Origin of the sequence: Frondihabitans sp. VKM Ac-2883 (assembly GCF_015350875.1) — a bacterium.
Taxonomy (GTDB): domain Bacteria; phylum Actinomycetota; class Actinomycetes; order Actinomycetales; family Microbacteriaceae; genus Frondihabitans.
Genome location: NZ_JADKSF010000014.1, coordinates 1 through 25,281, shown reverse-complemented (window position 1 = coordinate 25,281; position 25,281 = coordinate 1). Strand labels below are relative to the sequence as shown.

Sequence of the window (25,281 nt, the reverse complement as noted above, 5' to 3'; positions counted from 1 at the left end):
ATGGACCTCCATGTGTCCCAAAACCAACGATGAACACGCAAACTCAAGCAAAGGCTTTTGGCACATAGATTTGGGAAGTTCAGTGTGGCGGAACTCCGGGCCCAGCTTGGTTCTCGCAGTCAAGGCAGTGGGACATCCCATATCCCTAGTGTTATGAGACCACGCGGCAGTGGAGTTGACTGCCACTGGCATGCGTCCCAAAAGCCTTCTGTCCCAGAACCTGGTTAAGCTCATTTCGGGGTCCATTCGGAGGAATGGCAAAAACTGGGGCGGGGTACCTAATTGAAGATGCGACTGCAGAGCATACGGCTGGAAAACATTGGCGGTTTCACCACCACAGACTTCAATTTGGAAAACGACGCCCTGCTCATCGGTGAAAACAACTCGGGCAAAACGTCCCTCCTTCGAAGCATCAACTGGGTACTAAATGACCTGGATGATCAGCTGCTCATTGGCCGGAGAGATTTGACTCACGCCGAAGAGCAGCTACTCCTGCCTGCGCGAGCAACTCGAAATCGAGCGCGAAGAATCTTCTTGCGCGTCCACATAAGCGATGGGCGATCGGCGAAAAAATTTGGGGCTGATCAAGCCGGAATAGCCGAAGTTCGCATCCAATTCCGCCAGGGGAACAACTACGCGCGACTGGGGGTGCCGGAGCGGGGTGAAGCACCCGAAACGGAACCGAACGCTATCGAGTTAATCGGGCGCCTGCAGGACGAGTACGCGTGTCTTTATATCCCCGCAACTCGCGACGGTAGCTCCGCGCTCTTCGCGGGTCTTCTCAGGACAGCTCTGAGAAAGCGTCTACAGGAGCACATGATCTACGACGGCCTAGGCCGCCCAGCCGGCGTGCCGAAGGCGACAGGGGATGCAGCGGACCGGCTCAGTGAGAACGCCAGTGACATGGCCCGCACCGTGTGGGATGACGCTCGAGACCTAATCCAATGTGGTTTCGAACCCAGCGGCACGTTCAGCGCGAAAGTCTCCCCCGCGGACCTAGTGGAGCTGGCGATTAGTCAAATGGAGCCCCGGTTCAGCACGGGGGAACACGACTTGGAAACCGTGTCGGTTGCCGGACTGGGGGCAGGGCTTCAAAGTGTTTTGACTATGGCGGTAGCTCAGCTGTCTCTGGCCAGCGAATCGAACCAACTCCTCCTACTCGAAGAGCCCGAGGCTTTTCTTCATCCAAGTGCTCAACGCACCATTGCACAGCAGATATTTTCGAAGGCTGGCACTCAGACCATTGCCACCACTCACAGCAGCGCAATCCTCGCGGAAGTTGCGCCATCAAACGTAGTCGTCTTAAAAGCGCATTCCGCCTTTCCAGCAGCCGAGGCATCAAGCGCGCAAAACGCGAAGGACCGCTACTTCCTCTCGTCCCTGGTATCGCATGCGATGTTCGATCGGAGCCTGCTTCTCGTGGAAGGACCGGGAGACGTAGCTTTCTTCGAATCCCTCAGGCGGCAGCTCTACGACCACCTTCCTCCGTCTGTTCTGAACAGAATGCGCGTTTGCGCAACTGGCAGTAAGACTGCCTTTGGACCGTGGCTCCGCCTCCTCCGCCGCTACGTCAACCCAGGCTCGGGTGAGCTTGCCTACAACGTCCTTATTTGCGCTGATTCGATTGACGCTGGGTCGGATGTGGTCAGAGCACTCCGCGAGTCGGGCGTAGTTGTGCCGATCACGTTGACGGGCGCAATTGCAGCCATCGCCACCGGCCTTGACACCAAGGCAAATGCGGACGACTCTCCTGAAATGTCCGCGAGGACGGCCGCTATCAATACGACGGCCATGGCGTTAGACGTTCCCGTCCATTTCAGCGCGATCGATCTCGAGTACTCAATGCTTGAAAACGTGTCGGACGTGCGGGCTCTTCAGTTCGCGGCGGCCCAGAGCATTGATGCCACAAGCTGTCACGATCTGATGGCCCGGATGGGATCCAAGGGGACGACCTTGTCGGCGTCGGATAAGGCAGGTGCGAAAGCCCCGTACGTTCGAGCAGAATTAGCACAGTGGCTTACGTGGGATGAAGTACCGGCAAACGTCAAATCACTCTTATGGCGCTGGGCTCTTGGCGCCAAAGACGCGGGTCAGCAGCTCGAAAGACCAGCTGTCCTTCTATGACGTCTGGCGCGCAACGCCGTCGTCCTGGGCTCCGTTGCGCCACCGCTCGCGCCGCGGAGGAGCCGAGGCATCGACCGCGGCCGGTCGGCGGTCCGAAAGCCCCACGGGGTCTTCACCTGGTCGAAGAACGGTACCGCCATCTTGGGGATCAAGCCGACCCGCTGATCGCCAAATCTGATGGCTAGCCCGACTCGCCACGGGCCGCTTCTACGTGCAGCAACTCCCGGGTTCGCCGTGTTGCGCCACGTTTGGACCCGAGATCAGATCTGTTGCATGGCAGCGTCCCCGGCCTTAAAGCGGCGCACTTTGCCTGATCGCTTCGTGCCGCGCTGGGCCGTACCTCAAAGCAACAGGACCGGTTCATTCCGCAGCAGTTGAGCCTCGCGAGAGGACTACGACTGACGGGCGAGCGTTGATCAACGCCGCGAACTCTGAGGAGTGTGCGCGAACGGCTGCGACGAGGACGGCCCGGAATTCGAGTCCTAGTGAATACCGGTGGGGGGCCGTCCCGAGAAGCACCACCTTCGTCGACCGAATTGGCGGGCTGGTCAGAAACAATCAGCTACCAAATCTCGGTCTTGTCTATACCGCCTATTCCGTATGGACATGTCTGTGATATTCGCGTACATTGTGATCTCGGTACTCACCTCGCGCCGCCACTTTCGGTGCGGGTGAACCTCAAGGTCGAGGGTTTCTCCTCTTCCGGAACCAAGGAGAGGAAAACCGCAGATGCGCGCAGTCGTTCTAGATGGCAAAGGCTCGATCGAAATCACTGAGCTGCCCGACCCTGTCGCAGGCCTGACGGACGTCGTGATCGCACCGGAGGCCGTCGGGATCTGCGGCACGGACATCCACCTGGCCTCTGGCGACTACCCCACCGGAACGTTCCCCGTCGTCCCAGGCCACGAGTTCGCCGGCACGATCACCGCTATCGGCTCCGACGTGACGGAATTCGCTGTAGGCGACCGGGTGTGTGTTGACCCCAACGTCAACTGTGGGCATTGCGTCGAATGCCTGGCCGGCGCGACAAACCTGTGCCTGAACCTGGTCCCGATCGGAGTCACCAGCAACGGCGCCTGCGCCGAACTCGTGAAAGTCCCCGCCAAGGTCGTCTACCATCTCCCCGAAGGTCTCGACTGGGCCACAGGAGCCCTCATCGAGCCGCTTGCCTGCGTCCTGCACGCCTTCGGCCGAGTTGCCCCCGTCACAGGGCAACGCGTCCTCATCTACGGCGCCGGCTCCATCGGGCTTCTGGCCCTCGCGTACGCCAAAGCGAACGGCGCATCAAGTGTCGCCATCGTCGAACCGAGCGCCGTCCGCCGGCAAGCGGCCCTTGAGTTCGGGGCAGACGTCGTCGATGAACCCGGCGCCCGAACCACGGTCAAGGACATCGACCTCGTCGTCGAAGCCAGCGGACACCCAAGCGCCCCGGCGGATGCCCTGACACGGCTCGCCAACCGCGGCACCCTCCTGCAGATGGGCGTTGTCAGCCCTACCGCCCACATCGACCTCTACCCCTACGACCTCTTCGACCGCGAGATCTCGATCATCGGATCGCAATCCCTCGCCACGTCCTACCCCAACGCGGTAGCGGAGATCACCAATCTCCCAAACCTTGCCGAGCGCACCGTCACCCATACCTTCGCTCTGGCGGACTACGCCGAAGCGCTGGAAGCCGCCAAATCGGAAACCGCCCGCAAGGTCCACATCCTCCCCCAGCAGTAGTCCTCCCCCTTTTTCCTGAAAGAAGACACCGATGTCCGCTACCTCCGCAATCCGCACCGGGCCACCCACCCGCAACCTCATCGACCGAATGGGACTGCCCCGCCCCCTCGTCTGGGGCTTCGTGGGGCTACTGCTGTTCATGATCGGTGACGGTGTCGAATCGGGCTACATCGCCCCCTACCTGGCCGGGAACGGTGCCGGCAACGAAACCAACGCCGCTGTGATCATCTCCGTCTACGGACTCGTCGTCACGATCGGGTCCTGGCTGTCGGGCGCGTTCTCTGACGTGTGGGGCCCCCGACGGGTGATGATCATCGGTGCCGTCACCTGGGGCGTCATGGAAGTCCTCTTCCTAGCCGTCGCGATCCCGTCGCACAACTTCGTCCTGATTCTCGTTATCTACGGCATCCGAGGGATCGGCTACCCGTTCTTTGCCTACGGGTTCCTCGTCTGGATCCTCGCCGGAAGCCCCGCGAACCGTCTGGGTTCCGCCGTAGGTTGGTTCTACTTCGCCTTCACCGGCGGCCTGCCCACCCTCGGATCCCTCCTCGCCAGCGGGACGCAACCGATCATCGGCGAATACCTCACCCTGTGGATCTCCCTGATCCTCGTTGCGCTCGGAGCTGTCGTCACGCTCGTCGGGATCAGAAAGGCCCGCGGCGGACAGCGCCTCGCAGCCCCGTCCGTCACGACCGGGCGCAGCATGATCAACAGCATCGCCATTGCGTTCACCAGCCCCCGCGTCGGCATCGGCTGCCTCATCCGCATCGTGAACACCGCCCCGCAATTCGGCCTCTTCGTCTTCTTCCCCACCGTCTTCGCTACGGATCTGCACTTCGGAACCGCCGGCTGGTTGCGCCTCGTGTTCGTCCTCGGCGCCGCGAACATCTTCGCGAACCTGTTCTTCGGCGTCCTCAGCGACAAACTCGGTTGGCACCGCACCCTGCGGTGGGCTGGTTGCATCGGCTCCGCAGTGAGCGTCCTGTGCTTCTACTTCCTCCCCCAGGTCGTCGGGGACCGCTACTGGGTCTCCGTCCTGTGCGCCGCGTTCTTCGGCGTCACCCTGGCCGGCTTCACCCCGATCTCCGTCCTGATGTCCCTGATGGCACCCGGCCAGAAGGGCAACTCCATCGCCGTACTGAACCTCGGCGCAGGAGCTGCCACCTTCGTCGGACCCCTCGTCGTCGCGATCTTCCTCGCCCCCCTTGGCGCGGCGGGAGTGACAATCATCTTCGCCGCCATGTACGTTGCTGCCGGCATCGCGGTCCGCTGGCTCCGAGTCCCAGAGGAATCCGCGAAAGTCGTCGCGGAAGGCCTCAGCCTGCAAGACCTCGCCGATAACCCCGACCTGGTCACCGGCAACCGCACCACCGCCACACCGGAACAGCTGAAGTAACCCCGCACACAGGAAAGGGCCGACCGTCCGTTCGGATGGTCGGCCCTTTCCTGTGTGTGAACACCGGCACAATGCGCCGTGTTCTTCTAAGCGGAGGCTGCGCCGGCCAGATCCACCGTGGATACGTTCACTTCCAGAGGAATGACGTCGCTGCGAACCCACGTCTCGTACACGTCGAACCGTTCCCCCGTCGGCGTCCAGGACACAGATCTGATCCGGAGGGTCGGCGTGGCTTCACCGACGCCAAGTAGCTTCGCGATCTCCCGCCCCGGCGCCACAGCGTGGATCGTCCGCTGAGCCCCGCCAAGTTCAAACCCCGCCCGGGCCAACAATTCAGAGAACGACGCCGTCCCGGCAAGAACCTCACCCGCAGCTGCCACGAGCGGCGCGACTTTCGGGGGACTGTGATTGATGCTGTAAAGAGCCGGAGTGCCATCAAGGCTCCGCAAGCGCACCAACTCAAAGCCCATACTCCCCTCGGGGACATCAAGCGACCGGGCGGCAGCTGCCGGAAGGGGAACAGTGCCTGCCCGGAGAACATCCGTGGTCACGGACCTGTTCTGATGCCCCATCGCATTTTCCAGGAACCCCTGAGAGCCCTGAATGACCCAGCCACGGTCGGTGGCGGGCTCCGTCGCGAAAACGCCCCGCTTGGCGATCCGCTGAACCAGACCGTGACTTTCCAAGAGTTGCAAAGCCTGACGCACCGTTGCCCGGGCCAAACCGAACTCTGCCCCCAACTCATTCTCGCTAGGCAGCCTCTCGCCTATTGCGATCGCCCCGTTACTGAGTCGAGCCTGGAGCACGTCGAAGAGCTGCTGATAGTACGGCACCGGCGACGTCCTGTTGATCTCGTCAGTAGTGATCACCATGCGGGTCACCTCTCCTCCCAGTCGCCGTCGTGGCGAGCATGAGCACCTCAATTCTAGATCGTCTGGACCGTCTATCCCAGGCTTGCTCGTAGGCGACTCACGAGAAGCAAGTAGGAGGGGTGGGATGGGTCCCATGCCCGGATGGCGCCGCAGGTGCCGGTCCAACGTCCGTACCGTCTAGACAAATAGAATTGGTGCCACGGTTGCCACGGGTCATCGTCGGGCGAACATGAGGCAGCGCGGTGCCGACAGCGCCCAAGACACTCTTGACAAGATCTCGGTGCCGACCAAGACGGTGTCCTTCAACGACTGACTCGCCTTGAACGTTCCATGAATGAAAGGAGATGACAGCAGTGGTCACCATGCCGTCGCGAGCCGCTGTCACCTGTGGTGTGGATATCGGAAGCACCAACTGCAAAGTCGTCGCTCTCGATCGCGGTGGACGAGTAGTCGCAAGGGCATCCCGGCCAACCCCACGGCATCCCATCGACCTCTCCATCGATGCGGTCCTCCTGTTCGTCGCCATCGAAAACATGATCATCGAGGCCTGCGGGAGCGAATACACCGTTCATGCCGTCGCCGTCGCCGGAGTCGGCGAGGACGGCATCCTGATCGACGAGAGCGGCGAACCCCTTGGCCGCGCCCTCGCCTGGTTCGACCCACGACGCTCGCGGCTGTTCCACGACCTCGAACCGCTCCTTCTCCCGGCCCCAGGTCTCGGCGTCTCCACCGACGCCTCCCGAACAATCGTCGGTTGGCTCTGGGCCAGCAATCAACCCGGTCACGACAGAGCAAGCAGCTGGGTCGCGCTGGCCGACTACGCGGCTGCACGGTGGAGCTCCATGGCATTCATGAGCGACACGTTGGCTGCCCGAACGTCCGCGTGGGTCCCGGAGACACGGACCTGGATTCCCGACCGGGTGGCCGCCACCCTCCACGACCAAGCCCTCCTGCCCGAAGTCATCCCCACCGGAGATATCGTGGGCCCGTTGCGATCCGCCCACTTGGAGCACGCTCATGTTCTCGCCGACGGCGCCGTGGTGGTCGCCGGTGGTCACGACCACCCCATCGGCGGATGGGCGGTCCATCTTCTCCACCCCGGGGCGATCCTTGATTCCATGGGAACCGCCGAGGTGATCGTTGCCCAATCTGCGAAGCCATACCGCTCTGATCAGGGCCACCCCCGCGTGGACGTCGCCCCCGGTATCCGTTCCGAGGGCTCCACTCTCCTGCGGGTCGAAGAGCTCGCACGCAACTACGCCTGGGCGTCCCAAGACCCTGCCGTCGCAGATGCCCTCAAGAACATCATCGACGGCACCACCACACCCGATGAATTCCTCAACTCGGAGGAGTTCTATCCCGGCGTTCAGGGCGGCGGCCGGCCCCGCTACGCCCTGACGGCGCCTCGTTCACCACTCTCCCGAGCGTCAGCTGTCGTAGGGGCCCTCGCTCGGCTTGGTGGCAACGCTATCGATGCTGTCGTGGGGAATATACCGGCAACCACACGGGTCTACGCGGCCGGTGGATGGGCGCGCTCCCCCGGCTGGATGGAGGTCAAAAAGAGTGTCGGTGGCCACGACATCACGATCCTCGGCGAATCCGAGGTGACGGCCGTCGGCGCGGCTTTGCTCGCCGCCACCGCTCTTCAATGGCCCGTGTCGCCCGGCACCGCGCTGAAGACCGAACGCTCACACCCCTAAGCAGCCGCAGTCCCCGGGCTTGCGCACGTGTCCCGTTGGCGGGGCTACTTGACCAATTCCAGGGAAGGGTTGACATCGCTGTAGCCCAGAGCGACCTTCGCGGCTTCGTGCTGCTCGGCAATACGGGCCTCGATGGGTCGCGCGACCAGATCGGTGAACTCCACCGACCAGGTGGGAAACGCTCCGGTGAGAGCTGCCGCCGCTTGCATGGAGGCTCCTTTGGTGACGTACTCCTCAGGGGCCGGGACAGCGATCGGCACATCAACCATCTGCGTGGCGATCTGCTGGACGGCGGCGCTCTGAGCGCCCCCACCGATTAGGAGCAACCGTTTCGGCTCAATGCCGCACCGGTTGAGGGCGTCTAGCATTTCGACTTGGCTGGCGAGAGTTCCCTCGATCACGGCTCGAGCGAAGTTTGCCCGGGTCAGGTTCGCCAGCGAAGCCCCGAGCAGTGAGCCTCGGGCGTGAGGCAGGTCGGGGGTCCTTTCCCCTTCGAAGTACGGCAACAGGGTGAGTCCCTCAGCGCCCGGTTCCGCTTCCATGGCCAGATCCGACAGTTCCGCGTGCGAACAGCCCAAAAGGGCCGCTCCGACGTCGAGGTTCCGTGCCGCGTTCAATGTCGCCACGAGCGGCAGGTGATCGCCGGTGGCGTCTGCGTAACTGCAGACATATCCGGCGAAGTCGTGTACCGGCTGGGCGGTTCGGGCGTAGACGACACCGGAGGTGCCAAGGGATAACACCGCATCCCCCGCCGAGAGTCCCAACGCCAAAGAAGCGGCGGCATTGTCACCGCTTCCCACCCCCACTGGGATGCCGGCAGGAACTCCGGGGATGCCGGAACCGGTGACACCGGCCCGATCAAGAGGACCAAGGATTGTCGGCAAGTGGGCGGGCTTTCCGAAGGCATGCTCGAAAAGGTCCAGGCAGTACGCCCCCGTTTCCCCTGACCAGTATCCGGTTCCGGATGCTTCCGAACGGTCGGTGGTGAGCTTGTCGATGGCGCCCACACCTGGGCCGAACCCCATCAGCCGCCAGGTCAGCCAGTCATGCACCACCGCCACCGCGGCGGTCCTTTGAACGGCGTCGGGGTCGGTGTCGCGGAGCCATCGAAGCTTGGTGACCGTGTCGGAGAGAGTGATTGGGAGGCCTGTGCGGCGAATCCATTCGTCACGACCGAGCTCTTCGTTCAGTGCCACCATCTGAGGGTGGGATCCTGTGTCGTTCCACAGCGGCGAATCGCACACAATGTCGCCGTGGGCGTCGAGGAAAATAGGGGTGTGCTGTTGACCACTGACAGACACTGCCGCCACGTCCGCCAGGCCGCCGGCGCGGGTAATGGCAACCAGCATGGCTTCCCACCAGACCGCTGGATCAACGATCGTGTCGGCCGGATGGGACGCTTTTCCCTCCCGGATCTTCGCGCCCGTGTCCAGGTCTCGGACGGTCACCTTGCAGGTTTGGGTCGATGAATCGATTCCCGCAACAAGCGTCATTGCCCTGCTCCTGACTTTTCATACCCCAGTGATTCCCGTGTGGTGGTCCAGGGCCGGGTCATACCGGCGCCGCCTTCATGTGCTCCCACAGCGGCCTGACGTCCGCGTACCAGTGGGCGAGGGCGCCGTGCCGGGTCTCATCCGGGAGAACTTCGAAGGGTTTGCACCCGTCCCAGTCGGACCGTGTCTCTGAGGCCAGCGCCTGTGCACCTCGAGAGACAACCTCCGGGAATTGCGACACGGACAGCGGCGTCCCGAGTAGGTCGGCCTTCAGCTGCAACCACAACGGGTTTTTGCTGGCCGGGCCGATGACCTTGATCCGGTCAGGCTGCATGGGGAACAGCTCCAGCACATCACGGAACTGCACCACCATCCCGAGGAAGCAACCGAAAACGATGTCGTCGACGGCGACGTCTGTCTGGAGGCCGGCGATCATGCCGCGGGCGGCGGCCCGTTTGGTGGGCGGGGGGCTGCCGCGGAACTGCGGCAGCACCAGAGGGATGTTCTCCAGGACGATGTCACCGGCCAGGTACCTGTGGTGCAGGTCCTCGAGGATGAGATTGAGTTCTGTGATCGGAAGTCCCAGCATGCTTTGCAAGGTGGCGAACGCGGAACCTCCGGTGGGAATGGAGGCGAAGAGGGTGAAGTCCGATCCGATACAGGAGATCCCATTGGCCAGCATCGCCATGGCTGATGCGTCGTCAAGACTCGGAGCGTCGTGTGAGAAGAGCAGCCCTTCGGTGGTTCCTGTGGAGTTCAGCAGCTCCCCGTGGTGCAAGTCGGCACCGATGGCTCCCACCATGTGGTCGTGGCCGGCGACGTGGACATGCACGTTGGCAGGCACCCCGAAACGATCGGCGACTGAGCGGGTGATGGGTGAGCCGTGTGTCGCCGGCTGCAGCTCGGGGAAAATTTCCACGCTGAGCCCTAGAAGGGCTGCCACCTCTGCCGACCATGCTCGCCGTTGCAGATCGAGCGCCATGGTGCGGCTCGCGAGGGAGTACTCCGACCACCGTTCGCCGGTCATCCACGCAGCCAGGTACTCGGAGACGTTCAGCCACTTCGCCTCCGCCTCGTCTCCTGCACCGTTTTTGACAGCCCAGGCGACCTTTGACAGGCCGTAGTTGGCATTCACGGGGAGCCCCGTCACCCGGTAGACCAGTTCACGAGCGCTACCGCTCAGGCCCGTCAGAAGGTCTGCTCCGCGGTGATCGTGCCAGAGGATCATCGGGGAGGCCAGGGACCCGTCCGGGCGAACGAGACCACCCGATTCACCGACACCCGTGATCGCGATCCTCTTCACCGTCCCGCGAACCTCGGGCGGGAGGGCCAGAATGAAGGTCCGGATCAGGTCTTGGAGGATGTCGACCTGGTAGATCTCGCCGAGACTGTCAGTTGTGGTGGGGGTGGTGTCGCGGGCTGACGCTTGGAGGTCACCATGGGCGTCGAACAGGCAGAGTTTGACGCTAGTGGTGCCCACATCGACGGTGATCGTGGGGAGCACGGTGGGTTCCTTTGGTCAGTTCACGGACGGGTTAAAGGTGCGGATGCGTCGTTCGACGACGTCGCTGATTGCAGCCACAGCATCTTTGGCGACCCGGATGAGGGACGCCTCGTTGGGGTTCGCGGCGTAGGCCTCGCCGAAGCTGCGGATCATGGCGTTGCGGAGGTCGCTGGCGACGTTGACCTTCACCACCCCGAACTCGTGCAAGCGGCTGAGCTGCTCGCTGGGGAGACCTGACCCGCCATGGATGACAAGCGGCACAGGGCTAGCGTCCCAGACCTGTGCGAGGAGGTCGAAGTCGATGGTGGCGTTGGGGACGTACCCGTGCTGGTTACCGACAGAGACAGCCAACATGTCACAGCGGACCTTCTCGACGAAATCTTTCGCCTGGGCCGGGTCCGTGTGCGCAGCGTACTCGGGGGCGACATCGTCTTCCTTGCCGCCAATGCTGCCAAGCTCCGCTTCGAGAGCAAGGTGCGCGGGTGTCATCTGGCGGGCCGTCGAGGAAGTCGCGATGTTGTCCTCATAAGACGCCTCAGAGTCGTCAATCATGATCGAGGTAAAGCGGGCCGCAAGAGCCGCTTCCACAGCATCCAACGATTTGCCGTGGTCCAGGTGCAGGGCAACCGGGACGGAGGATTTTTCAAGCCGTCGGGCGACCATGTCGTAAATGTATTCATAACCCGACAGAGCCACATTCGTTGGGGCGACCTGGATGAACGTCGGAACGCCGACCTTGTCGACTGCGTCGAGGATCCCCAGGGTCGTCTCCAGGTCTGTGGTGTTGAACGCTCCGGCGACGAAACCGCGGGAGACACATTCGTTGATGACTTCGAGGCCACTGACTAGGGGCATGACATGTCCTTTCGGTGATCACCGGTTAACGAGCGACCACGCAGGTGAGGGAGCTGCTGGGTACGAGAGGCCGCCGAGCAGCGGGGAAGCAACCCAGGGCATACCGAGATGTGTGCAGCACGTCTTCGACGCCCAGGCATCTCCTACGACGTTGTAGACAGCAGGGCGCTGTCACACCACGAGATTAGCCCCGGTCGTCCGTATTGTCTAGCCAGTATGTACAAGCTGTAAGGTGGGGTTGCATTTGCCGACGTTGGCGATCAGTTCGAGATCGCGGAAGGAGCCACCCATGCCCGCAACCACTGAGCTTGCATTGAGCCACCCCGACCGAAACCTTGGAATGGAACTCGTCCGAGCGACCGAAGCCGCCGCCATCCGCGCCGCCCCGTGGATCGGCCGCGGCGAGAAGAACCTTGCCGACGGCGCCGCGGTCGACGCCATGCGCAAGTTCCTTGGCACGGTCGACTTCGACGGCGTCGTCGTCATCGGCGAAGGCGAAAAAGACGAAGCACCGATGCTCTTCAACGGTGAGCATGTCGGCACCGGCAACGGGGGTTCGTTCGACATCGCCGTCGACCCGATCGACGGCACCTCGCTGACCGCGACCGGCCGGCAAAACGCCGTCTCCGTCATCGCCGTCTCCGACCGGGGCACCATGTATGACCCCAGCGCGGTCTTCTACATGGACAAGATCGTCACCGGCCCCGAAGGGCTCGGCATCATCGACCTCGATAAGCCGATCGCTGAAAACATTCGTGCCCTGGCGAAGGCAAAGGGTGTCCCGGTGGACCAAATGGTCATCGCCGTCCTTGACCGTCCTCGCCACAAGCAGCTCATCGCCGACATCCGCGCTGCCGGAGCCGGCACCCGCCTGCTACTCGACGGCGATGTCGCTGGCGGGATCAACGCCGCGATGCCCAATTCGAGGATCGACATGTGCGTTGGTACGGGCGGCACTCCCGAGGGAATCATCACCGCCTGCGCCATCAAGGCCCTCGGCGGGCTCATCCAGGGGCGTCTCGCCCCAAAAGACAGCGTCGAACGTCAGCGTGCCATAGACGCCGGCCACGATCTCAACCGGGTCCTCGACCAAGACGACCTCGTCACCGGCGACAACACCTACTTCGTCGCCACCGGTGTCACCGACGGCGGCCTCGTCGCCGGGGTCAGCCGAAAGCACGGCATGATCCGCACGGAAAGCCTGGTGCTTCGATCGCACTCAGGTACACACCGTCGAGTCGTGGCCGACCATCTCGAGTCGAAGTGGTACTCAGACGGCGAATAGCCCGTCACGCCCGCTCAGCACCTAGTCAAGGAGAAGTCATGCCCGTCGCCACCCCAGAGCAGTACGCCGAGATGCTCGATCGAGCGAAGGCGCAGGGCTTCGCCTATCCCGCGATCAATGTCTCGTCGTCGCAGACCATCAACTCCGTTCTGCAGGGCCTGACCGAGGCCGGATCCGACGGCATCATTCAGGTCACGACGGGCGGCGCCGACTACTTCGCCGGCCAGACCGTGAAGAACCGCGCCGCCGGGGCGATCGCCTTCGCGAAGTTCGCCACTGAGGTCGCCAAGAACTACCCGGTGACCGTGGCGCTGCACACCGACCACTGCCCGAAAGACGCCCTCGACGGCTTCGTCCTGCCCCTGATCGCCGCCTCCGAAGAAGAGGTCAAGGCGGGTCGCAACCCGCTGTTCCAGTCGCACATGTGGGACGGCTCGGCCGTGCCCCTCGACGAGAACATCTCGATCGCCGAAGACATGCTGAGGCGCACCCGCGCGATCAACGCGATCCTCGAGGTCGAGATCGGAGTCGTCGGCGGCGAAGAAGACGGCGTCGAGCACGAGGGCACCAACGACGCGCTCTACACGACCGTCGGCGACGTGACCCGGGTGGTCGAGGCCCTCGGTCTGGGCGAGCACGGCCGGTACATCGCCGCCCTCACGTTCGGCAACGTCCACGGCGTCTACAAGCCCGGCAACGTGAAGCTCCGCCCCGAGCTCCTCGGCGAGATCCAGCAGGGCATCCAGGAGAAGTTCGGCACGGGAGACAAACCCCTCGAGCTCGTCTTCCACGGCGGCTCCGGCTCGGCCGACGCAGAGATCGCGGAGGCCGTCTCGAACGGCGTCGTGAAGATGAACATCGACACCGACACGCAGTACGCGTTCTCGCGGTCCATCGCCGACACGGTGCTTAAGAACTACGACGGCTTCTTGAAGGTCGATGGCGAGGTCGGCAACAAGAAGACCTACGACCCGCGCTCCTGGGGCAAGATCGCCGAGTCGGCCATGGCAGCCCGGGTTGTCGAGGCGACCCGCCAGCTCGGCTCGCTCGGCCACTCGCAAAGCTAGCCTCTGCAACCCGCCAAACAAGTCCCGGCGAACCAACTGATCGCCGCAAAGCCGACCTTAAGTTCGACGTCAAAACGTATGGACCGCCCCGGGGCGTCGACGACAGGTACTCGTCGTTCCGTGGCGGAGACTCATCATCCGCCTGCTCGGGCGCCCCAAAAGGACCTCGCGTCTTCTCGTGAGTCTCAGCGGGGTCAACACGGGTAATGGCGCTTATCGGGCGTCAATTCCTGAGGGGGGAAGTGAGAGACGGCGGCCCTCCCGCCGCCTTGCAGATACATCAGCGGGGTTACTGTCGGCCCATTTGTCCACCAGGTCATTTCAGTGGTCTTCTCGGAGAGAATGGCGTTTGGTCGCCGACGTGCGTGGTCTCTCGCCGCGGGATCTCGGCCAAGAAAGCTCGTTCCACGAAGTCGGACCAGTTCCCGTCGCCCTCGAGGTGACTCGTCGCCCGGTATGCCTCCCGGGCGCGCGCGAAGCCGTCCATCTAGGCACGTCCTCACCTTTTCCCGATCCACAGACACCATCAACGGCGCCTGGGCTGCCGGCCGAACCGGATCGGGCAGTCCGGACTCTACGAGCGATATCTCAGTCGGCCCTTGAGGAGCGGGGGTCGCGGGGCTGATGCGGTTACGGCGCTGGAGCCTGGAAAAGTCCGGCGTTGCCCCGCGGGGCGTCAACCCTTTGATGGACCGGTCCGGGGCGTCGCTCATGCCGTCACCTTGAGCGCCTCGGCTGCGCTCATGCGCGACACAATCTCTTGCGTGACAACCTGCAGGTCGCCCACGCCGGACGAGGCACTTCGTGGCGCTTGAGTCTGCGCCTTCGCGTGCCTCGCCGAATCTCGTACCATTTCGGTCCTTTACGCACTTCCTCGTCGAACTCGTGAACCAGAAGGCCTCCCTCTCAGGTCGCCTGGGTGGTGGCCTCGCTGTGCCGCACTGTGGCAAGAACACGCAGACCTCTTAGCGTTCACCGGCCCCTCAACGTAGACCACGTTTCTCGCTCGGGCCGGAGTGGTTCTCCTCGCGGGGGCCTACGACCGTTCTCGGCACACGCCGCCGGAGAAGAGCTTGAATCTTGGAGTGGCGGTAAAACGTGCCGGGGCGGCCGGGGTGGACGCGGCTAGGAAGTGGGCGAGGTTGGTGAAGGTGCCCAGCGTGTTGGCCCGAACCGCGACCGTCCGCGCGGCAGCCAAATTCACTGCCAGGTTTTCAATCGTTCAGAATCCCACGGCGGCGTCGTATGTTCTGGTCCCACTTGACTGGCTGGGCAGGTATGCGAATTCAAGCGGCAGCCTGTCCGTGACCGTTACAGAAGCCTCACCGACGTTTTCGCGCCGCCGGACGGTCCAGACATAGCTACGACGACTGGCGCGGAGACTTCCGCCGCTACCCGCGCTCGCCTGAATTTCTCCCCAACTGGCTCGCCGCCCTCGCGGCTGAGGGCGACGCACCGGTCGTCGCGCCCCACGAGGCGCTCGACTCGTCCCTCATCATCGCCGCCCTCGCAGCACGAGTCACCTGGCCGGAAGAGCTCGTCACACTCGAAAGCTCGCCCGAATGGAGAGAACTGTACGACGCAGTCTCGGCCAGCACCGCGGTGCAACTTGACGTGAACCGCGACATTACCTCAATGCTCGCCTCCGAGAGCAAGCGCGCCGAGTGGGGCGGGTGGCTCGACAGCCTTCCGCAGGCTGTGTTCAGCGACGTATTCGCAAACCGCATCGAGTCGGGCGACGTCGCCGGCCTCGAGCGGGTGTGGCGTCCTCTTGAGGCCGCGGGCCTCGCGAAGGCGCCGACGGGACTCGAGAACATCGACCGGTCGGCACCCGTCACCGGGATCGGCGGCAACATGCCCGACGTCGTGGTGCGACTCATCGATGACGTCTCCCACGCACTCGGTGTGCTGATCGCAGGCCAGTTGATGAACCGGTTCGGATTCGCGCCGGAGACGTGAGAAGCGAGGGATCTCAGCCCCGATGCCGCGAACTATCGACGCCGCAAGGGGCAAATTTAGGTGCTGAGAGCAACTCCCTGAATTCTGTGGGGTGTTAGGAATGGGAAGACCGTTATCGCCGTCGGCGGTCCAGTTAGCGTTTTGGAAAGACTTGGACGAGGGGTCGCCCATGTTCGTGGCTCGAACGGCAGGGGTGGCGGGATCGACGGTGTATCAATGGCCGAGTAAGTATGGGCGGGTGCAGTCGTACGCGTGGGCCTCCCGTAGGAAGGCCGGTCCAAACCACAAAAGTTCCAAGGGCGCCGTCAACGAGTGGTAATTGCCACGATTTATTCTCGCGGCTTTCGGCATCAGGCGCGAGGGAATGGATGTGAGGTCGCCCGACGCCGTCGGGAACCACGTCTCCTTCGACGTCCACCTGACGATCGCCGAAGACGGACTGACCCCGGGGGGGCCGACACTATGTAGATGAACCCGCGGTTCTCGGGCATGGTCCCGTTGATGGAGAAGCTCGCCGCCCCCGGCGACGGTGTCGCCCCCCGTCTTCGCTCTACCTGGCACCGCGTGGTTCCAGGTCGCCCTTGCCAACGAGACCCTCGTCTGCCTCGTGGATCGCCGCATCAGCTTGATTAAGGATTCCACCCGAAAGTCGGCGGGTAGCCCCGGCGTGGGGTCCGCGTTCATCGCCTACGGCGACAGGGCGGCCGCCGCCGTCCGCCAGGCCGACATCGGCGTTTGGATGGCCCTCAACACGTGACCCTTTCCGACCCTCGGGCCGCACCATCATCGACCTTCTTTGTCGAAACTTGGTCCCGCCCTTCGTTTTCGCCGCATGTACCTGGGCGAGACAGGAAAACGGAGGCATTACCTCCTCTCCGCCGGCAGCAGAGCGGCCGTCATGAGATACGCATGAGCGAACGACGCGTCAGACCAACAGAGACTGCACCGGCGAGACGGACAGTCCAGATGACGTAAAACGTGAAAAGTGCGATGCCGGCGGCGAATAATTCCGAGCGTATCCAGCGGATAGGACCAACCAAGGAGACTCCGCGACCCATGAGAACTACATCCCGGTAAGAAGCTTCATCGCCTTTGGGCGGGGCCGTTCTTGAGAGATGGCTTCCGTGACCGTCAGCCACCTCATGTACGCACACACGGCGCACGTTGTCGGCGTCGAACCGTACGGCAAAGCTTTCGTCCGGCCGCGGTTTTCTTGGTCCGTCTTGGACTTCCGCACCCGAACGTGGAGACCGTCTTGTTCGTGAAAGGTGACGTCGCCGATGAGGAGGCTAGCGAGTTCGCTGCGGCGGAAAGCGCCGGCGAAGCCCATCACGATGATGGCGTAGTCGCGGACACCATGTATGCCTGTGGGGAACGAGTTGATGTCGATGCGTCCGACGAGGGTGCACATCTCTTCGAGCAGTAACGCCGGCATCTGTCGGAGCTCACCACCGTTGGAGCGGCGAAGGCCTGCCATGGTCGCGGAGACGTCAGGATTTCTTGACGGCCTCTCTTGCCCGGCAAGCTCGTGCATTTTGTCGATGGCGGCGAGCCACCCGTTGAACGTGTTCGACGCGTATGGGGTGCCCTGCTCGTCTCGCCCGTCGGCAGCCGCCGTTTGAAAGTACGAGCAAACCGTCAGAGGATGGGCGGGGAGCGCATCGGCGCCCGCCTCATTGCAGAAGGCGACGAACCGGGCCCACTCCCGCTTGTATATCTTCCGCGTGCCGTCGGAGATGGCCTGAGCCTGAATCTGACGGATGCGCACCAGGCGAGCCCCATCAACACCCGGCGGCAGATCCGGCAGCGCCGGCCACGCGTCCTCGTCCTGGATTTCGGCGAGTTCACCGCTCATAGAGCTATCCTCGCACCGTCTCTCGGCATTCCCGGCAAAACTTCCGGTGTTTTGCGAAACCGGTGCGGAACGACTTCCGCACCAACTCAACGATGCGAGGGTGTCAGACGGGGGAATTACCACCTACTTTTCAGGAAAATGTCAATTGTGCGGAACGATTGTTTAAATCATTGTCGCGACATCTCGAAGCACGTTGTGTGATCACTTTCAATCCCAACGTCACGACCAGGCTGTGCTCACCAGTACAGCCAGGGCCATAGGTACCCAACCCGCCGCACGTAGGCAGTGAGCTCATTCGCAGTCGGAAATTGCCTGTGCGCTGCAGTCACAACGTGGGCGTGCAAGCCGACCCGGTTTACAAGCCCGCTCATTTTCACCTGACGTCGTGCTACCAGCAACGGGTAGTTGAGCAAGCCCGTATCAAGCCCGCCTACTCACCTGAAGGAGCCTTCATGATTGACGTCACCGTGCCGGTACCCGAAAACCGACCGCCGGAGTTCTACACCCGCTTCGCCGATTTTCTCGGCGACGGTTCCTCCCACGAGGTCCCCTCGCCCCAGCCCGACAAGACCAACGCCCCGCACGTTGCAGGGAAAGCGCCAACATGGGTGAACCAGCCGGGCGCGAAAGACGTCGCCGCAGCCTTCTGGCGCGACGTCACTGATGCCGGCCAAGACAGCCTCCGAGTCCTTATCGACGGGGCCCTCGAAGACCGCACGCGCCGGTTCACGCCTCAGGATCTCGTCGACGCCACCGGCGCGCGGACTACGCAGTCCGTAGCGGGAACACTAAGTGGCGTCGGAAAAGTCGTGAGTGCCCACGGCCTGAGCTTCTACGAATACGCCACCGGTACCAAGTGGCACTTCGTCTGGGAGTGGGAATCCAAGCGACGCATTTACTGGATGTCCGTAGGCATGGCCCAGCTACTCCGCAGCGTCGGCGCCTAGCAACGAATCGGCCACCACTCCTCCAGCCCCTCGCAGCTTGCGAACTCAAATGCGCTGCGAGGGGCACTGGCGCGCCAGGACAGGGCAATCCCTACCGTCGCCGCCACTCCGCCGCGCATAGCAACGGCATGGCCCTTCGAACCCACATCCTCGACGACCCGGGCGCGAGCAAGCACCTACGGGCGTCTGGTGCCGTCGGCAACACCCACACCTTCACTGACGCTGACGTCCGCGACGACTCACGCGCCAGCCAACTCACGATCGCAGCTCAGGCGGGGGAAGTTTGTCCTCGTCGAAGAGTTCCGTGTTGGGCAACGCGACGGCATCTACACGGTCCGTTGGGGGACGCCGGTCATCACCACGGTCGAGCAGAAGCGCACCAAGTCGCCCTCTGTGCCTCCGAAGGCGAAAGAACGTGGACGCGCCACGGCGGGGGCGTCAAGGTACCGCAGATAGGAGCGCAAGCCGCCCTAGACCACATTCTTAGGTCGGCCTGGAAAGCCTAGGCTCAGGTGGACGGTTTATCCACAGATCCCTTGGACCTAATACCCACGCACATTTCGTGGGTATCTGGTCCGGATCCGTGGGTATGTAATCCGCTTCACGTGGGTGTCTAGTCCGGGTCTTGTGGGTATTGGGTCCGGGCAACATGGCCGAGAACCCCTCCCGATCCGCACCAGCATGCCGATGCCGACGACTTGGCGAGGCTCCCCCTGTAGCTGTTCCCTGTAGCTATCCCTGTAACTCAAATTCGTTCCAGCGCAACCACAAGAGCATTCGAAGAGTTATCCACAGGTGGCCGGGTTCAACCCTTCCATGATGAAGAAGTACCACGGGTTGAAGCACCCAAACCGACGCCAAGATGTCCCCTAGGACTGGATACCCACCTCGTTAGTTCAATTGAAGGTTCGGCAGCTCCTCTTCGACAACGGGGACCAGATTCCCACCGCCAGTCGCGGACCAGATACCCACGCTGCCATCGAACCGTGACGGTCAAAGAGCGGCGGGGACCAGATACCCACATGATTTAGGACCAGATACCCACAGTGATGCGCGCTCGTCCGGAGGGTCTGGGGGTAAAGGGGGCCTTAGGGGTTAGTTGTGAAGGTCGCGACCCACGCGAGCGGACCAGATACCCACGGGTTTTGGTTGGTGGAGTGGAACTGAATACCCACATGAGCAGGACCTGGTACCGACGAGGCAAAGACTGCCAATGGACTAGATACCCACAACGTAGAACCGGCCTAAGGGACCAGATACCCACGCCTGCCGCGTCGCTCGTGTGCTCTGCAACGAGGCAAGGACCAGATTCCCACGGCCGCTTTGACGGGAGGCGCTCGGTGCAGCCCGCGAAGTGCCGTCCCACGTGTGATACCTGCCAGGGCCCGGCGTACGCGTGGGTATTCGGTCCTCGACGCTGAAAGTCGGTCGGAGTCGTTGGCGCCGTTGGATGTGAAGAGCCGATATGGCTACGTGCGGCGCAACCTGCAGGCCCGGCAGGAAGACGCGTGGGTATCTGGTCCCTGAATCCGCTAGGAGAGCGCGTCTGCGAGATCACTCAAAAAAGGACGACCGAGGCCAGTGTGGGTATCTGGTCCCCTGGGCGTCAACCTGGCACTTCAAGTGTGATTGGAAGTACGCGGGTTGTGGTCAATGCCGTGTGGGTATCTGGTCCCCGAGACGGAACGTTTCTCTCTCGGGTTGGCGTAACCGGCTTGTCAGTCCAGTTCTCGACGAGGCTTGGTCGGCTCGACGTGGGGCTTGGAGGGCCGGAGAATCAGGTACTCGGGAGTTGGCTCTACGCGTGCGTCGGGATACGCGATCTTGATGAACTTGAGGTGGCCCTCGAAGGCTGCCTTGAACTTGTGGGGCTGTTTGTACTGAGCTCCGAATTGCAAGTTCAGGTCCGCCCATTTGATTCGCGTCGGCTTCCGCAGGTAGAACATTCGGTAGGTGAGCCAGAGGTAGATGTCCATGCGCATGGCTGACTTGCCCATGGCCTTCATGGCATTGAGGTCGATAGGCACCGGCGACGACACGATGGAGTCAAAGAACCTGTCGGACAAGGTCACGCTGGACTGCCAAAGCGGCGTTGAGGTGGCTTCGTCCTTGCCGCCGAACCAGAGGCGAACGCTGTCGGCGATGCGGAAATACTCGATGGCTTCGCCGTGGCCGTTGCCGTCCTCGGCGATTTCCAGGCCCTCCACGCTGAGGTTCGCGCCAAAGAGGCGACGAAGGCCGTCGTTGACCCGCTTGTGGTCCCGGCCTCCATGGGCGAGACCGATCTTGGCCATGAACTGCATCATGGAGTCGCCCAGATGGAGCGTTTTCTCGCCAGTCAGCACGGCCTCGGTGGCCATCCAGTTCATCGCTTGTCGAGGAAGAACCCCGAACGGGTAGGCCGCTCGCCTCTCCCCCGTGGCCGGGTCGAGAATGTAGGCCGGCTGCATCATGAGGGAGACGTTGCCGTTCTTCCGCTCCCAGTACGGGATCTCTCCCGGGTTTCGGTAGGGCAGGGACACCTGGGCCCACAAGCGCGCGGAATAACCGATATCCATGCCCATCTCGTCCGAGCCCTCGAGGTTGGCGGCGTAGTTCACCAGCCGCTTGGTGGCCTCGTCGATGTGGATGAGAGGCGCCGACGGCATCAAGTTCGGTCGAGCTTCAGTGAGGATGTCAGTCATTGAGGACCTCCGGGAGAATGTGGACTGCATGCGTGGCGCGCAAAGGCGCTCAGGAACTGTGCGTCCCACCCGGCAGAGCGCACTGTGCCTGGCGCTCCCCCATCCGAGTTGGTACTTGCACAGGTTGGTCGCGGACTACTTACCCACGCCGGAACCAGCCCGGCGTGTCACGATCTTGGACGAATCCTGCCCCTCGCGGGTGAGGCTCATCGGCGACTCTGGTGCGCGTTGCGGGGCGTGGGGTGGCGCTAGGTCTGTTTCTTGAAGGACCCGCCGGCCGGCAGCCGCTTGGTGCGCTTCTCGAACGGTCGACCTCCGTTGTATTCGTTCTGAAGGCGTTCGGTCTCACGGTTGTAGAGGGTTTGAAGGAACTCCCCCGCGTTCGCGTAGCCCTCGAATAGCACCGCTGCGGTCACCGCGGCGTTGAAGGCGTCACGATCTCCCCGGCGTACATCGAATGTGACCTTGATGATGTCGTCCGGGTTGGTTCCGCGGGGGTCGGCGTTTCGCCGCCTCCGTCGCTCTTCCGCTTGCGCCGACTCAGCGGCTGTGACGACCGTTTTGAAGGCGGCTGGGGTGTCGGCTGGCCCCACGGGGAGCGTCGACGCCTCTTCGCTGACGTCAAGTAGTGGGGCGGGGGTGGAATCGCGGGAAGCTTCCTCCCCCGCGGCGATGGCGGACTCCCGAGCATCCGCGGGGGTAGCCGTAGTCTCGTCGGTCTGCTTCACGGCAGCCTGGGTGGCCTCGCGAACGGGGCTCGCGGGCGGAGGTGCGAGCAGACGTTGACTTCGGAGAAGCGAGCTCGCGGGCGCGGGCGTCGGCGTCTCTGGACCAACCTGAGGCGGCGGCCCAGAGAGTGTGCGGTTCGGCTTGTCAGACAACCTGGGCCTCCTTCGCCTGCATGGCTTCTTGCTCCTTTTCCGTGAGCCGCGCTATGAACTCCTGCGAGACAGCGAAAAGACTGTCGGCGACCGTCCCCGCGGACTGCGGTCCGGGCGACTCGTACTTCTGCCCGAGCTTGAGCGCCTCGTACCACTTACCGCTGCTGCGTACCTGCTCGTCGAGCTCGTGCACCAGCACGCCCTTATCGCGGGCGGCTTTGGCCGTCGCGCCGGCGTGCTTGACGTAGCTCTGAAAGACAGAACCGACAGCGGGCTCGCCCCCCAGGTCAGCGACGACCTCGTCCTCGAACTTCTTACGGACACGAACCTCGGAAGTCGCGGAACCGAAGATGACGACCCCGAGGAGGTCGAGATCCGGATTGATGTCGAGTACCCGATCGAGGCGCTTAGCGGTGAGAGTGACGCCTTGCCGACTTGCTTTCTCCGCCTTTGCGGGAATCAGGATGTAGCGCGCAGCAGCCACCGCGATTGACTGGATGACATCGTCGTTCGGAGGGCAATCGAGCAGGATTAGGTCGTAGTTGGACGAAATTTTTGCGAGCATCGTCGCGAGGCTGAGCCGGGCCTTGAGGGTTTCGTCGGCGCCACGGCCGATCTGTTGAGCAAGGCTCGCAGTGATCTGTTCAATGACTGTGCCCCCAGGGATGACGTCGAGGCCCGGCCGGACGTTCTTGATGGGGACGGGGTCATCTCCGAACACCAGGGACTTCGATAGGGCAGCACCGTTGTCGTCGTCCTCTCCCCCGCCGTAGCCGAGGTCAAGACCGAGGTTTCCCTGGCCGTCAAGGTCCACGATGAGGACCCTCCAGCCGTTTTCAGCGAGAAGCCCACCCATGTTTGCGCAGAGAGTCGTTTTGCCGACACCACCTTTGTTGTTGATGACAGCAACGACCCGCTGCAGATAGTTGCGGTCAATGTTCACTGGCACTGGTGTCTCCTCCCCCGCGGTCTGGCGCGCCTGGCCTACGGGTAATCACGTGCGCGCTGGTGCGCACGTAGTGAGTCTGGCACGGCCAGGATTGCCAGTCCAGCCATATGCGCCAGAAAACATGGCCTGCGTGCTGCCGTCTAGGCCATAACCCCTGGGCATCCTGGCTACGCCAGTAGACCTGGCCTACACGCAGGCCAGAAAAACTGGCGCGTCTGGCTATCCCAGACATGCCAGATGTGCCAGTCATGCCATGTGCGCCAGATGGTCGCGGCCGCGTAGGCCAGGATGGCCAGGTTCGCCACTCTACGCGAATTACCGCGTATCGAACGAATCTGTGTACCCGAAGGCAATCACTTCAGAAAGGGGTCCCAGCGCGTCAGCGGCGACCACAGGGCTTCCTGCGCCCTCCCCCTTACCAATGAGGCCTTCCGGCAGAGCTCCCGCGCGTAGGCCAGGTGTGCCAGCGCCGCCATATGCGCCTTTTACGCCAGGTCTGCCAGCAGGCCCGTCTTGCCGCTGTCGCCGCATGTCGATTCTTGACGACCCCGGCCTAACCGATGCCGGGGCAGACATTGGGGGACGACCACGGACGGCGACCACCACCTCGGCAGGGGGCTCGGCCTTGTCGTCGTAGATGCCACACTGTCCGGCGACGTCAGTCAGGTGCACATTCTCCGCCATCACTCAGATACGAGAGGGTGTCGACAAAGCAGCAGGATACGGATCGGAAGGAAGCTGACCTCTTAGCCGCCGGCGTTCGCCGCGATGACCTTTATGTTGACCAAGGCGTTTCAGGTGCCCGAGCGTCGAGGCCGGCCTTTGATCGAACCCTTCACGCGATCCATGACGGGGATACTCTGGTCGTGATGACGCTTGACGGTCTTGGCCGGTCAACGCAGAACATGCTCGACTTCGCTGAGGGACTTAGGTCGCGGTCGGCAGGTCTTCGGGTGTTGAACCTTGGGGGAGGGGATGTGGACACGTCGACGCCGATGGGGTCGATGGTCTTCGCGGTGATGGCGGCACTCGCGCAGATGGAATTGGAGATCAAGCGGGAGCGGATCACCGATTTGGTCACCAAGAGACGCAGTGCAGGTGGGGACCTTGGAGGGAGGCCGCAGAAGGTGACGGATAGGCAGATCCGGAATGCAGTTCGTCTGATCGATGGGGAGAGACTGCTGCGCAAGTGCTCCGAGACCTGGGGTTTTCCCGGTCGACGTTCTACCGACGGGCAAGAGCTCTTAAGTCGTAAGGTCTGCTAGTGAAGCCTTGCTGGTGATATTTTCGGTTGATGAGCAGCGATCTCTTGGCTCGAAGACGCTTTATCCTTGAGGACGCCCTGATGACTCCCAATCGCGCCACATCGCGTATGGCTGCGGTGGTAGTGACGGTCCTGGTGAGCTCCTGGATTCTTTCGGGTTGCTCCTCTGTGGCTGCGGCCTCGTGCGCGGCTCCGACTGCGAAGCTGTCTTCTTCCGAGGTGAAATCTGGGGGAGAGGTGACGCTCACCGGCGACAACTTCATCGAGGTGTGTGAAGACACCGGAGGCGGCCCCAACACGCCAGCAACCCGCATCGCCGTCACGTTCACGGACGACTCGGCAGCGGCCTCGAAACTCACGACGGTCCACGCTGACGACAAGGGCCACATCGAAACACTGCTCACGATTCCCGCCGATGTCGATCCGGGCTCGGCCGAAATCCGAGTCGGGGACGAAACCACCGTGCCCGTGACGATCCTCACACCCTGAGGTCCGTGGCACCGAACAATCCGGTGTCTTGAGAAAGTGCGCTCAAGAAGCATTGCTTTGGAATTGCGCGAGACGCGTTCCTGAGACATCCATCACCCTGAAAACGCCCCCCGTGCGCGTAAGAGGTGGCGTCGAGTTGAGACGTCTCTAAACCGTTAGATTTCCGAGACGGCAGTTCTGCTGAGGGCAGGCGGTGGGTTGTTTGCGGGGCGGTCCGTCAGGGCTTGTGACG

19 protein-coding genes and 1 pseudogene are annotated in these 25,281 nt (G+C 62.8%); 11 read left to right on the top strand and 9 right to left on the bottom strand.

Annotated features, from left to right (window positions below; genetic code table 11):
• Positions 1-288 precede the first annotated feature (288 nt).
• From ITJ49_RS17150 to ITJ49_RS17140, 3 genes are all read left to right on the top strand, one after another.
• Positions 289-2,124, top strand: a complete 1,836-nt coding sequence (locus ITJ49_RS17150; RefSeq protein WP_194606754.1) for an ATP-dependent endonuclease — start codon at positions 289-291, stop codon at positions 2,122-2,124.
• A 729-nt stretch (positions 2,125-2,853) separates the two neighbouring features.
• The gene (locus tag ITJ49_RS17145) at positions 2,854-3,849 is read left to right on the top strand and encodes an alcohol dehydrogenase catalytic domain-containing protein (protein ID WP_194606753.1); all 996 of its coding nucleotides are present in this window, start codon (positions 2,854-2,856) and stop codon (positions 3,847-3,849) included.
• Positions 3,850-3,880: 31 nt separating this feature from the next.
• Positions 3,881-5,245, top strand: a complete 1,365-nt coding sequence (locus ITJ49_RS17140) for an MFS transporter (RefSeq protein WP_194606752.1) — start codon at positions 3,881-3,883, stop codon at positions 5,243-5,245.
• A gap of 86 nt (positions 5,246-5,331) precedes the next feature.
• On the opposite strand, the gene ITJ49_RS17135 is transcribed toward ITJ49_RS17140, so the two are convergent.
• Positions 5,332-6,117: a GntR family transcriptional regulator gene (locus tag ITJ49_RS17135; RefSeq protein WP_194606751.1), complete on the bottom strand. Its 786-nt coding sequence runs from the start codon at positions 6,115-6,117 to the stop codon at positions 5,332-5,334.
• Between the two features lie 344 nt (positions 6,118-6,461).
• On the opposite strand from ITJ49_RS17135, the gene ITJ49_RS17130 reads away from it, so the two are divergent.
• Positions 6,462-7,817, top strand: a complete 1,356-nt coding sequence (locus tag ITJ49_RS17130; protein WP_194606750.1) for an L-fuculokinase — start codon at positions 6,462-6,464, stop codon at positions 7,815-7,817.
• 44 nt (positions 7,818-7,861) lie between these two features.
• Here ITJ49_RS17130 and ITJ49_RS17125 read toward each other — a convergent pair whose 3' ends face one another.
• From ITJ49_RS17125 to ITJ49_RS17115, 3 genes are read right to left on the bottom strand one after another with little or no spacing between them, the layout of a single operon-like run.
• Complete coding sequence (locus ITJ49_RS17125; protein ID WP_194606749.1) at positions 7,862-9,310, bottom strand: FGGY family carbohydrate kinase; 1,449 nt, start codon at positions 9,308-9,310, stop codon at positions 7,862-7,864.
• Positions 9,311-9,368: 58 nt separating this feature from the next.
• Positions 9,369-10,814, bottom strand: coding sequence for an FGGY family carbohydrate kinase (locus ITJ49_RS18340; protein ID WP_194606748.1), 1,446 nt, complete (start codon positions 10,812-10,814; stop codon positions 9,369-9,371).
• A 15-nt stretch (positions 10,815-10,829) separates the two neighbouring features.
• Positions 10,830-11,669, bottom strand: a complete 840-nt coding sequence (locus ITJ49_RS17115; RefSeq protein WP_194606747.1) for a class II fructose-bisphosphate aldolase — start codon at positions 11,667-11,669, stop codon at positions 10,830-10,832.
• Between the two features lie 289 nt (positions 11,670-11,958).
• Here ITJ49_RS17115 and glpX point away from each other — a divergent pair, with 289 nt between their 5' ends.
• Both glpX and fbaA read left to right on the top strand, forming a co-directional pair.
• A complete protein-coding gene (gene glpX / locus ITJ49_RS17110) occupies positions 11,959-12,954 on the top strand; it encodes a class II fructose-bisphosphatase (protein ID WP_228514668.1) in 996 nt (331 codons plus the stop codon).
• 38 nt (positions 12,955-12,992) lie between these two features.
• Positions 12,993-14,021: a class II fructose-bisphosphate aldolase gene (fbaA, locus tag ITJ49_RS17105; RefSeq protein ID WP_194606746.1), complete on the top strand. Its 1,029-nt coding sequence runs from the start codon at positions 12,993-12,995 to the stop codon at positions 14,019-14,021.
• Between the two features lie 316 nt (positions 14,022-14,337).
• Here fbaA and ITJ49_RS18335 read toward each other — a convergent pair whose 3' ends face one another.
• Positions 14,338-14,508 (bottom strand): hypothetical protein, encoded by a 171-nt coding sequence (locus ITJ49_RS18335; protein ID WP_194606745.1) that lies wholly within the window; start codon positions 14,506-14,508, stop codon positions 14,338-14,340.
• A 1,127-nt stretch (positions 14,509-15,635) separates the two neighbouring features.
• Between ITJ49_RS18335 and ITJ49_RS17095 the strand changes: the two genes are divergently transcribed.
• Together ITJ49_RS17095 and ITJ49_RS17090 are read left to right on the top strand one after the other, a co-directional pair.
• Positions 15,636-15,980 (top strand): hypothetical protein, encoded by a 345-nt coding sequence (locus ITJ49_RS17095; RefSeq protein WP_194606744.1) that lies wholly within the window; start codon positions 15,636-15,638, stop codon positions 15,978-15,980.
• A gap of 529 nt (positions 15,981-16,509) precedes the next feature.
• Positions 16,510-16,737, top strand: a complete 228-nt coding sequence (locus tag ITJ49_RS17090) for a hypothetical protein (RefSeq protein ID WP_194606743.1) — start codon at positions 16,510-16,512, stop codon at positions 16,735-16,737.
• Positions 16,738-17,043: 306 nt separating this feature from the next.
• On the opposite strand, the gene ITJ49_RS17085 is transcribed toward ITJ49_RS17090, so the two are convergent.
• Complete coding sequence (locus tag ITJ49_RS17085; RefSeq protein ID WP_194606742.1) at positions 17,044-17,835, bottom strand: hypothetical protein; 792 nt, start codon at positions 17,833-17,835, stop codon at positions 17,044-17,046.
• A gap of 452 nt (positions 17,836-18,287) precedes the next feature.
• On the opposite strand from ITJ49_RS17085, the gene ITJ49_RS17080 reads away from it, so the two are divergent.
• On the top strand, positions 18,288-18,782 hold the full coding sequence (locus ITJ49_RS17080; RefSeq protein ID WP_194606741.1) for a hypothetical protein: 495 nt from the start codon (positions 18,288-18,290) through the stop codon (positions 18,780-18,782).
• A 1,718-nt stretch (positions 18,783-20,500) separates the two neighbouring features.
• Here ITJ49_RS17080 and ITJ49_RS17075 read toward each other — a convergent pair.
• The 3 genes from ITJ49_RS17075 to ITJ49_RS17065 all read right to left on the bottom strand — a co-directional run bounded on the left by ITJ49_RS17075 (position 20,501) and on the right by ITJ49_RS17065 (position 23,296).
• Positions 20,501-21,466: a replication protein RepA gene (locus tag ITJ49_RS17075; protein ID WP_194606740.1), complete on the bottom strand. Its 966-nt coding sequence runs from the start codon at positions 21,464-21,466 to the stop codon at positions 20,501-20,503.
• A gap of 248 nt (positions 21,467-21,714) precedes the next feature.
• Positions 21,715-22,194, bottom strand: a complete 480-nt coding sequence (locus tag ITJ49_RS17070; RefSeq protein ID WP_194606739.1) for a hypothetical protein — start codon at positions 22,192-22,194, stop codon at positions 21,715-21,717.
• Between the two features lie 145 nt (positions 22,195-22,339).
• Positions 22,340-23,296 (bottom strand): ParA family protein, encoded by a 957-nt coding sequence (locus tag ITJ49_RS17065; protein WP_194606738.1) that lies wholly within the window; start codon positions 23,294-23,296, stop codon positions 22,340-22,342.
• A gap of 701 nt (positions 23,297-23,997) precedes the next feature.
• Here ITJ49_RS17065 and ITJ49_RS17060 point away from each other — a divergent pair.
• Positions 23,998-24,551, top strand: a pseudogene (locus tag ITJ49_RS17060) (recombinase family protein).
• Between the two features lie 39 nt (positions 24,552-24,590).
• A complete protein-coding gene (locus tag ITJ49_RS17055) occupies positions 24,591-25,049 on the top strand; it encodes a hypothetical protein (protein ID WP_194606737.1) in 459 nt (152 codons plus the stop codon).
• Positions 25,050-25,281 lie beyond the last annotated feature (232 nt).